The organism is Saccharopolyspora sp. NPDC002686, from assembly GCF_040295745.1.
In the GTDB taxonomy this organism is placed as follows: domain Bacteria; phylum Actinomycetota; class Actinomycetes; order Mycobacteriales; family Pseudonocardiaceae; genus Saccharopolyspora; species Saccharopolyspora oryzae.
Genome location: NZ_JBEOVY010000305.1, coordinates 1 through 9700 on the forward strand (window position 1 = coordinate 1; position 9700 = coordinate 9700).

Genomic DNA, 9700 nt, shown 5'->3' on the forward strand with positions numbered 1-9700 from the left:
CGACGGCCGCGAGGCCGCCGAGGACCTGCGCGGCGTGACGCTGACCGTCACCGCGGACGTCCTCGAACCCACCGATGACCCGGACGAGTTCCACGACCACGAGCTGGTCGGACTGCGGGCCGTCCAGGTCTCCGGGGAAGAGGTCGGCGAGGTGAGCGATGTCGTCCACACACCCGCGGGCGAGCTGCTGGCCCTGCGGACGGCCGACGACCGCGAGGTCCTGGTGCCGTTCGTGGCCGAGATCGTGCCCGAGATCGACCTGGCCGCCGGGAAGCTGGTCGTCGACCCGCCCGAAGGCCTGCTCGACGAATAATCGCAGCTGAAGATTCCGCCCTCGCCGTTCGGCGGGGGCGTTTCCGTTTTTCGAGGGCACCATGCGCATCGACGTCATCACGATCTTCCCCGACTACCTCAACCCGCTGCGGGAAGCCTTGCTGGGCAAGGCCATCGAGCGCGACCGGATCGCCGTAGGCGTGCACGACCTGCGCGACTGGACGCACGACGTGCACCGCGCGGTCGACGACAGCCCCTACGGCGGCGGTCCCGGCATGGTGATGAAGCCCCAGGTCTGGGGCGAGGCGCTGGACGCCGTTTGCGGGACGGAGGAGCCGATGCCGCGGCTGGTCGTGCCGACGCCGGCCGGTCGGCCGTTCGACCAGGCCACCGCGATCCGCTGGTCCTCCGAGCAGCGCTTGGTGTTCGCCTGCGGCCGGTACGAGGGCATCGACCAGCGGGTGATCGACGACGCGGCCACCCGGATGCCGGTGGAGGAGGTCTCCATCGGCGACTACGTGCTGGTCGGCGGTGAGGTCGCCGCGCTGGTGATGATCGAGGCCGTGGCGCGCCTGCTGCCGGGGGTGCTGGGCAACCCGCTGTCGGCGGAGCAGGACTCCTTCTCCGACGGCCTGCTGGAAGGGCCCTGCTACACCCGCCCCGAGGTCTGGCGCGGGCGCGCCGTGCCGGACGTGCTGCGGTCCGGGAACCACGCCGCGATCGACCGCTGGCGGCGGGACCAGGCCCTCGAACGCACCTACCGCAGGCGCCCGGAACTGCTGGCAGAGCTGCCGGAGGGGGCCCTGGATAAGAGGGACCGAGCGCAACTCGATAAGCTGCGGGAGTCGGAACACTCCGACGAGTCCCGGAATGCCGGAGAAGCATCTCGCTGACCCCGCGTCGGTGGGGTCGGTTGAGACCCCGGAAAGCGGATCTGGCACACTGGAACGGTTGACGCAGCCGGGCGAGATCGCTCGGCGTGCGCACAAAGCAAGTTCACCCCGTGTCAGGCGGTGCCCGTTAGATCGGGTCATCGACATGCGAGAACACGGGCTGCCTTCGACACGGATGAGGACGGACCACCGATGAACACCCTGGACGCGTTGGACGCCCAGTCGCTGCGTTCCGACATCCCGGCCTTCCGGCCCGGTGACACGCTGAAGGTCCACGTCCGCGTCATCGAGGGTTCGCGCGAGCGGACTCAGGTCTTCCAGGGCGTGGTCATCCGCCGGCAGGGCGATGGCATCCGGGAGACCTTCACCGTGCGCAAGGTTTCCTTCGGTGTCGGTGTGGAGCGGACCTTCCCGGTGCACACCCCGAACATCGCGCAGATCGAGGTCGTGGCGCGCGGTGCTGTTCGGCGGGCGAAGCTGTACTACCTGCGCGAGCTGCGCGGCAAGGCAGCGAAGATCAAGGAGAAGCGGGAGACCGCCGCTTCCTGATCGGACGGACGTACTGCGAACAGCCCGGATGCCCTGCATCCGGGCTGTTCCTTTTGTGCGCTCCCGGTGCCGCACGGCGTTGCACGTTCGGGTGATCAGTGACGAATTCGAGCCGCGGACGCCGTGGTTCCCGACTCGGACGTACCGGAAAAGAGCACGTCATGGCGCCTTCTCCGGGCGCTCCGAAGCGGGGGAGCACGACGGCCCCTGTTTCTGTTCCAGTAGCCTGGCCAGGTGGCCGACGTCATGCGCAGCGGATCAGCGGAGGAGCCCCACGAGGCCGAGCACCACAGCGGTGCTCCGGACGACTCGGGGGAAGGCCCTCGCAGCCGCAAGCCCAAGAACAAGAAGAAGGGCTCGTTCTGGCGCGAGCTGCCGATCCTGATCGTCACCGCCCTGGTGCTGACGGTTCTGATCCAGGCGTTCATCGCGCGGGTCTACGTGATCCCGTCGCAGTCGATGGAGCAGACCCTGCACGGGTGCACCGGCTGCAACAACGACCGGGTGCTGGTCGACAAGCTCACCTACCGGTTCAGCGACCCGAAGCCGGGCGACGTCGTGGTGTTCCGCGGCCCGCAGCCGTGGGTGCAGAACGAGTTCCGCACCGAGGAGCCCTCGAACCCGGTGGCCGGGTTCTTCCAGGGCGCGGCCTCGCTGCTGGGCTTCGGCGCCCCGGACGAGAAGGACTTCGTCAAGCGCGTCATCGCCGTGGGCGGCCAGAAGGTGGAGTGCTGCGACGCGCAGAACCGCGTTCTGGTCGACGGCAAGCCGCTCAACGAGCCCTACCTGTACTGGGAGCCGGGCCGCGGTGTCGGTCAGGAGGAGTTCAAGGAGGTCACCGTCCCGCCGGGCCACCTGTGGGTGATGGGTGACAACCGCAACGACTCGGCCGACTCCCGCGTGCAGGGCGGTGGCGGTCTCAACGGCGCCGTGCCGGTGGACAACGTGATCGGCAAGGCGCAGTTCATCGTGCTGCCGCCGACCCGCTGGCAGGGCATCGCCGATCCGGACCCGCAGACCACCGCGCTGGGCGCGCCCGCCTGGCAGACCGGGGTGCCGGTCGGCTTCGGGGTGGCGGCGGCGTTCCCGACGGTGTGGCTGGGTCGTAGGCTCGTCGGTGTGGTGAGCAAGGGACGAGCCTCGGAGTGACGTTGACGTGACGGTGGCGGAGTTCCGGCCGCCGAGGTCGGTGATCCGGCGCAGCAGCGGCAACTGGGCCCTTCAGCGCGCGTTGGACCGCCGCGGCCTCGGGCCGGTGGCAGGCGTGGACGAGGCCGGGCGCGGGGCGTGCGCCGGACCGCTGGTGGTGGGCGCGTGCGTCCTGAAGCCGGGCGACGGTCAGCGCTTCGAGGGCCTGACCGACTCGAAGGTGCTGTCGGAGGCCGACCGGGACCTGATGTTCGACCGCATCACCGAGCGAGCGTTGAGCTGGTCCACCGTCGTGATCCCCGCCGAGGACGTCGACGCGCTCGGCATCCACGTGGCCAACCTGGAGGGCATGCGGCGCGCGGTCGCCCGGCTCTCCGAACACCCCGGCTACGTGCTCACCGACGGATTCCGGGTGCAGGGCCTGGCCACGCCCAGCGTGGCCGTGGTGAAGGGCGACCTGGTGGCCGCCTGCGTGGCGGCGGCGTCGGTGCTGGCGAAGGTGACCCGCGACCGGCTGATGGCCGAGCAGCTGCACCAGGAGTTCCCTGACTACGGGTTCGACGTGCACAAGGGGTACAGCACGCCGCTGCACTCGGCGCGGCTGGCCGAGCACGGGCCCTGCCGGGAGCACCGCTGGTCCTATGCGAACGTGGTGGCCGCCGCGCAGCGGCACGGCCTGCGCTCGCCGCGCGCGGTGAGCAGCAAGCCCGGGTTGTTCGATGCTTCTGAGGGGGGAGTGGTGGACAATGAGGTGTTGTAGTCCGATCGGAAACGCAGAAGGGCTCGCACAGCGATGAGCGCCGAGGATCTCGAGAAGTACGAGACCGAGATGGAGCTGCAGCTCTACAAGGAGTACCGCGACATCGTCGGGCAGTTCACCTATGTCGTGGAGACCGAACGGCGCTTCTACCTGGCCAACGCGGTGGACGTGCAGGTGCGCAACTCCGACTCGGAGGTCTACTTCGAGGTGGCGATGTCGGACGCGTGGGTGTGGGACATGTACCGCCCGGCGCGCTTCGTCAAGAACGTCCGGGTGATCACGTTCAAGGACGTCAACGTGGAGGAGCTGGACAAGCCGGATCTCCGGTTGCCGGAGAGCGGTCCGTTCGGTTCCTGAGCTCAGCACCGGATCAGCTGCTCGGGCGGTCGTCTTCAAGACGGCCGCCCGAGCTTTTTTGTGCGCGCGCTCGGCCCAGCTCGCCCCGTGAACTCCGTGGACCTGCAGCTGCGGACACGCCGGTGGCGTGTCGTGCCTTCGGTGCGTTCCTGGCCAGATGTCCGGTGAACTGAGCTGATCGGCTGCATTTTTTTCGCTGTCTTCTGGCCGATCGGCTGTATTCGCAGATTCTTTTTCGCGTTCTCCCGTGGTTTTTCAGCGCTTCCCACTCATTCGTGTGAGCCGAGTTTTCCACAGGTGATCCATCTGGTCGGGAATGCCGAAATGTGCTGGCGATCGGCGTGATTTTCGGGATCATCGGAGACATCCACCCGTTCTCGGATCCGTTGTCGTGCTGCGGGAAAACCTCTCGCGAACGCCGACCGGTGCTGTCCGAGCGCGGGAAGTCCCGCAACGCCAGGCCGAGGAGGAAGTCGTGCGCCGCAAGAAGATCGTGGGCCCGCTGAGCGATGTCAGCGCTGGTGACGGCCGGCATGCGCTGGGGCTGGAGGGGGAGCGGTTAGCCGCTGGTTTGCTGGAACACCGGGGAATGACCGTGCTGGACCGGAATTGGCGGTGCCCGCACGGAGAACTCGACATCGTCGCAGCGGATGGCGAATCCGTGGTGTTCTGCGAGGTGAAGACGCGTTCCGGAGTCGATTACGGCGGTCCGCGCTACGCGCTCAACGCGGAGAAGATCGGACGAATTCGCAATGCCGCGCGGGCGTGGCTGGCCGAACGCGAATTGGTGGGGTGCTCGGTCCGGTTCGACTTCGTCTCGGTCCTGTGGCCCCCGGGGCAGCCGGTGCTCCTCCAGCACCTCGAGGGGGTGTTCTGAATGGCGTTGCGGCGGACTTGGGCGGTCGCGCTGTTCGGTGTGGACGGTGTGCTCGTCGAGATCGAAGCGGACGTGCGCAAGGGCGGCCTGCCGTCGTTGCAGCTGCTCGGACTGCCCGACACCGCGTTGCAGGAGTCCAAGAACCGCGTGCGGGCGGCCATCCAGAACTGCCGGGAGGACTGGCCGGCGAGCTGCGTGACGCTCGCGCTGTCCCCGGCCGCGCTGCCCAAGGCCGGGACCTCCTACGACCTGGCCCTGGCTTGCGCGGTGCTGGCCGGGGCGGAGCTGGTGCCGCCGCACCGGCTGGCCGGAACGGTGCTGTTCGGAGAACTGGCGCTGGACGGCCGGATCCGCCCGGTGCGCGGCCTGCTGCCCGCTTTGCTGGCCGCGCGGAAGGAGAACATGCGCCGGGCGGTGGTGCCGGCCGAGTGCCTGGGCGAGGCGCTCCTGGTGGACGGCATCGAGGTGCTGGGCGCGACGCACCTGCGCGACGTGGTGGCCTGGCTGCGCGAACTCGGCGACCTGGCCCGACAACCGCCGCTGGTGGACGAGCTTCCGGTCGAGGACGCACCGGACCTCGCCGATGTGCTCGGCCAGCCCGAGGCGCGCTGGGCGCTCGAGGTCGCTGCGGCGGGCGGACACCACCTGCTGATGATCGGTCCACCCGGTACGGGCAAGACCATGCTGGCCAAGCGGTTGTGCGGGCTGCTGCCGGACCTGAGCGGGACGGAGGCGCTGGAGGTGACGGCGATCCGGTCCGTGGCCGGTGACCTCGCCGGCTCGGCGTCCCTGGTGAGGACCCCGCCGTTCGTGGCGCCGCACGCGTCGCTGTCCGTCCCAGCGCTGATCGGCGGTGGCACGGGGCTGGCCAGGCCGGGCGCGGTCAGCAGGGCGCACCGAGGGGTTCTCCTCCTGGACGAGGCGTGCGAGCTCGGACCGAAGCGGTTGGAGGCGTTGCGCACGGCGTTGGAAGAAGGCGAGATCCGGCTGGCCCGGCGGGACGGAACCCTGCGCTATCCCGCGAGGTTCCAGCTGGTCCTGGCCACGAACCCCTGCCCGTGCGCGCCTGCCAGGGAACTCGATTGCCAGTGCCCGCCGCAGGTTCGGCGGCGCTACCTCGGCAAGCTGTCGGGCCCGCTGCTGGACCGGGTGGACCTGCGGGTGCGGATGCGCCCGATCACCGCGATGACCGTCCACAGTGGTGTCGAGCCGGAGAGCACCGCCGTCGTGCGGGAGCGGGTGGCGCAGGCGCGGGCCTCCGCGCGGGAGCGGTGGTCCGAGCACGGCTGGCAGACCAACACCGAAGTCCCGGGACCGGTGCTGCGGCGCGAGTTCGCGCTGCCCCACGAGGTCACCGGATTGCTCGATCGCGGATTGGAGGTCGGGGCGATCACCGCCCGCGGCGCGGACCGGTGCCTGCGGGTGGCGTGGACGTTGGCCGACCTCGACGGCAAGGAGAGGCCCGACGCCGAGCACGTGGCGGCGGCGCTGGAGTTCCGGGACAGGAGGGCGGCTTGATGGCCGACTGGGCGAAGCTGGGTGCGAAGACCAAGCGAGAAGTGCTGCTGGCGAGGGCATTCCTGGCGGCGGTCGCCGAACCACCGGCGCCCGCGCTGGCCGGCTTCGTCGCCAGGCACGGCCCGCAGCGGGTGGTCGAGGCGATCCAGCGGGGGAAGGCACCGCCGGACGTGATGGCCGAGGTCGAGGCCCGGCGCGAGGACGTGTCCGCCGAGCAGCTGCTCGACGCGACGGAGGTAGCCGGTGCCCGGCTCGTGGTGCCTGAAGACGACGAGTGGCCGCACAGCGCCTTCGAGGATCTGGCCGGAGCGCGAGAAGTCGGGCTCCCGGAAGTGGCCGAGCCGATCGCGCTGTGGGTGCGCGGCAGAGCGGACCTGGCGACGGCGCTGGACCAGGCGGTCGCCGTCGTCGGCGCTCGAGCGGCCTCCGGCTACGGCGAGCACGTGTCGGCCGAGTTCGGCCACGGGCTGGCGCAAGCCGGGTTCACCGTGGTTTCCGGTGCTGCGTACGGCATCGACGGTGCGGCGCACCGGGGCGCCCTCGCCGCTGGTGGCAGGACAGTGGCGTTCCTGGCCTGCGGAGTCGATGTCGACTACCCGGCGGGGCACGGCCGTTTGCTGCGCGCGGTGGCCGAGCAAGGTGCGGTGGTCAGCGAGTACCCGCCAGGTACTTCGCCGCGGAAGCACCGCTTCCTGGTGCGCAACCGGCTGATCGCGGCTTCCGGCCGGGCTGCGGTCGTGGTGGAGGCCGGGGCGCGCAGCGGAGCGGGCAACACCGCGAACACGGCCGATTCGCTGGGGCGGCCCGTGCTTGCGGTGCCCGGACCGATCACCTCGAAGAACTCGGTGGGGTGCCACGGGATGGTGCGCTCGGGGCGAGCAGTGCTGGTCACCAGCATCGAGGAGGTCGTCGAGGCCGTCAGCCCCATCGGTTCGCCGGGACCGGTCGAAACCGCTGGAGCGCACCGCCGGACCGACGGTCTGAAACCGCACGCCCAACGCCTGCACGACTCGTTGCGCGGCATGGAAGGGGCCAGCGCGGACGAACTCGCGCGGGACTGCGGCCTGCCGCTGGGTGAAGTGCGGGCGCTGCTCCCGGAGCTGGAGATGTCCGGGTTCGCGGTTCGCTCGGACCGGGGGTGGTCGGTCGCACGATGAGGTCACATCTGCGACACCGGTGGCTGAGCAGCTGATCGCGGTCGAGTGATCATGATTCGGCGTGGCGATGCTTGACCGGTGGCGGTGCAAGGGCCAGCGTCAGAGGCATGCCCCGAGCCCGTTCCACTGAACCGCGAAGACCCGATTTCCGCGCGGTTCGGGCGAAACTGCCCGAGCCGCTCGGTGCTGCGGTCGACGGGTTCGAGCGGCACCTCGCCGCCGAACGCGGGCTGTCGGTGCACACCGTTCGGGGCTACGTGGGCGACGTCGTTTCGCTGCTCGACCACCTGTCCGGGGTGGCCGGTCGGGAAACCCTCGCGGAGCTGGACATTTCCGTGCTCCGCGAGTGGTTGTCGGCCCAGCACGCGCAGGGTGCGAGCCGCTCGACGATGGCTCGGCGCACGGCTGCCGCCCGCACCTTCACGGCGTGGGCGCTGCGCTCCGAGCTGCTGCCGAGCGATCCCGGGCCGCGGCTCGCCGTGCCGGCCAAACCGCGGAAGTTGCCCGCAGTGCTGCGCGCCGACCAGGCGGGTGCGGCGATGCAGGCCTCCGCGACCGGAGCCGACCAGGGCGATCCGGTCGCGCTGCGTGATCACGCGGTGCTCGAACTTCTGTACGCCACAGGGGTTCGCGTCGCCGAGCTGTGCGGGTTGGACGTCGACGACGTGGACCGCGAACGCCGGGTGATCCGGGTGATCGGCAAAGGTGACAAGGAACGCGTTGTGCCGTTCGGCCTACCCGCGGATGATGCGCTCGACCGGTGGATCACCGCTGGACGGCCGAACCTGGTCCGAGCGGGCTCCGGTGCCGCGCTGTTCCTGGGTGTTCGAGGTGGACGGCTCGACCCGCGCACGGTGCGACGAGCAGTGCACGACGCGGTCGGGACCGTTTCCGGTGCACCGGACGTCGGACCGCACGGCATGCGGCATTCAGCGGCGACCCATTTGCTGGAAGGCGGTGCGGACCTCCGTAGCGTTCAGGAGTTGCTTGGTCACGCTACGCTCGCAACGACCCAGCTTTACACCCACGTGACCGTTGAACGGCTGAAGGCGATCCATGACCGAACCCACCCCCGTTCCTGACCATGCCGGGGGCGGCGCCGACACGGTGGCCGCGAGACCGAACTCGGCGCCGGTGACCGCCCGTGAGCGAGGCAGCTCGACGAACGGTCACGCGCACGAGTCCGTGCGACGCCGCGGGCTGGCCCTGGCGGCCGAAGCCGCGGCCGCCGCGGACGGGGACCAGCGCAGCGGCGACGAAGTCGAAGCGGGCATCGTCGCGCTCTGGCAGGCGTTCGGCGAACGGCGCGACCAGGAGCTGCGCGACCGCTTGGTGCTGCACTACGCGCCGCTGGTCAAGTACGTGGCGGGCCGGGTGGGCACCGGGCTGCCCTCGCACGTCGAGATCTCCGACTTGATCCAGTCCGGCATCTTCGGCCTGGTCGACGCGATCGAGAAGTTCGAGCCCGAACGCGGCCTGAAGTTCGAGACCTACGCGATGCAGCGCATCCGCGGCGCGATCCTGGACGACCTGCGGGCCCAGGACTGGGTCCCCCGATCGGTGCGCAGCCGGGCCAGGGACGTCGAGCGGGCACTGGAACGCTTGGAAGCGAAGCTGCAGCGCACGGCCACCGACGCCGAACTCGCCGCCGAGCTGGAGCTGTCCCTCGACGAGCTCCGAGAGCTGTTCGCCCAGCTGCAGATGACCAGCGTGGTCGCGCTCGACGACCTGATCGGCGCCGGGCCGATGCAGGCCTCGCTGGCCGAAACGCTGCCCGACGACCGGGCCGAAGACCCGGTGGCGGCCCTGGTCGACCGGGACAGCAGGCGCCAGCTCGCCGAGGCGGTGGAACGCCTGAGCGAACGCGACAGGGTGGTGGTCACGCTCTACTACTTCGAGAACCTCACCCTCGCCGAGATCGGCAAGGTCCTGGGCGTGACGGAATCCCGCGTCTGCCAGCTCCACACGAGGGCAGTGCTCCGCCTGCGCACCAAGTTGACCGAAGCCTGAGCCTTCCTGCGGCGTTCTGCCCGTGGGGTTGGGAGGTGGGGGGGGTGGGGGGGCCCCCCCCCCCCCCCCCACCCACGCCCCAGAACGCCTGGTCAGGCGGGTGACTAGTCCGAATTCCGTTCCTCCGGAAGGGAATCCGCCGCTCCGCAGGGCGATC

The 9700-nt window shown here is 70.2% G+C and carries 11 protein-coding genes; all 11 read left to right on the forward strand.

Translation table 11 applies throughout. The features are described from left to right. Positions 1–313: ribosome maturation factor RimM (gene rimM, locus ABTZ89_RS30030; protein ID WP_351050983.1), on the forward strand; the 313-nt coding region annotated here is incomplete at its 5' end. A gap of 61 nt (positions 314–374) precedes the next feature. Continuing rightward, on the forward strand, positions 375–1166 hold the full coding sequence (gene trmD / locus ABTZ89_RS30035; protein WP_351050986.1) for a tRNA (guanosine(37)-N1)-methyltransferase TrmD: 792 nt from the start codon (positions 375–377) through the stop codon (positions 1164–1166). Between the two features lie 192 nt (positions 1167–1358). Next, positions 1359–1715 carry a 50S ribosomal protein L19 gene (gene rplS, locus ABTZ89_RS30040; RefSeq protein ID WP_270952885.1) on the forward strand — a complete coding sequence of 119 codons (357 nt, stop codon included), beginning with the start codon at positions 1359–1361 and terminating at the stop codon, positions 1713–1715. A 234-nt stretch (positions 1716–1949) separates the two neighbouring features. Continuing rightward, the gene (gene lepB, locus ABTZ89_RS30045) at positions 1950–2864 is read left to right on the forward strand and encodes a signal peptidase I (protein ID WP_351050990.1); all 915 of its coding nucleotides are present in this window, start codon (positions 1950–1952) and stop codon (positions 2862–2864) included. Positions 2865–2871: 7 nt separating this feature from the next. Beyond that, positions 2872–3624, forward strand: coding sequence for a ribonuclease HII (locus ABTZ89_RS30050; protein ID WP_270952883.1), 753 nt, complete (start codon positions 2872–2874; stop codon positions 3622–3624). Between the two features lie 33 nt (positions 3625–3657). Continuing rightward, positions 3658–3981, forward strand: a complete 324-nt coding sequence (locus tag ABTZ89_RS30055) for a DUF2469 domain-containing protein (protein WP_009943624.1) — start codon at positions 3658–3660, stop codon at positions 3979–3981. Positions 3982–4456: 475 nt separating this feature from the next. Further along, positions 4457–4858, forward strand: a complete 402-nt coding sequence (locus tag ABTZ89_RS30060) for a YraN family protein (RefSeq protein WP_270952882.1) — start codon at positions 4457–4459, stop codon at positions 4856–4858. After that, the gene (locus ABTZ89_RS30065; protein ID WP_351050995.1) at positions 4859–6376 is read left to right on the forward strand and encodes a YifB family Mg chelatase-like AAA ATPase; all 1518 of its coding nucleotides are present in this window, start codon (positions 4859–4861) and stop codon (positions 6374–6376) included. Next, positions 6376–7533 (forward strand): DNA-processing protein DprA, encoded by a 1158-nt coding sequence (gene dprA, locus ABTZ89_RS30070; RefSeq protein WP_351050998.1) that lies wholly within the window; start codon positions 6376–6378, stop codon positions 7531–7533. The genes ABTZ89_RS30065 and dprA overlap by 1 nt, the downstream gene beginning before the upstream one ends. A gap of 107 nt (positions 7534–7640) precedes the next feature. Continuing rightward, a complete protein-coding gene (locus ABTZ89_RS30075; protein ID WP_351051001.1) occupies positions 7641–8615 on the forward strand; it encodes a tyrosine recombinase XerC in 975 nt (324 codons plus the stop codon). Next, complete coding sequence (gene whiG, locus ABTZ89_RS30080) at positions 8590–9543, forward strand: RNA polymerase sigma factor WhiG (protein WP_270952878.1); 954 nt, start codon at positions 8590–8592, stop codon at positions 9541–9543. Before ABTZ89_RS30075 ends, whiG begins: the two co-directional genes overlap by 26 nt. Positions 9544–9700 lie beyond the last annotated feature (157 nt).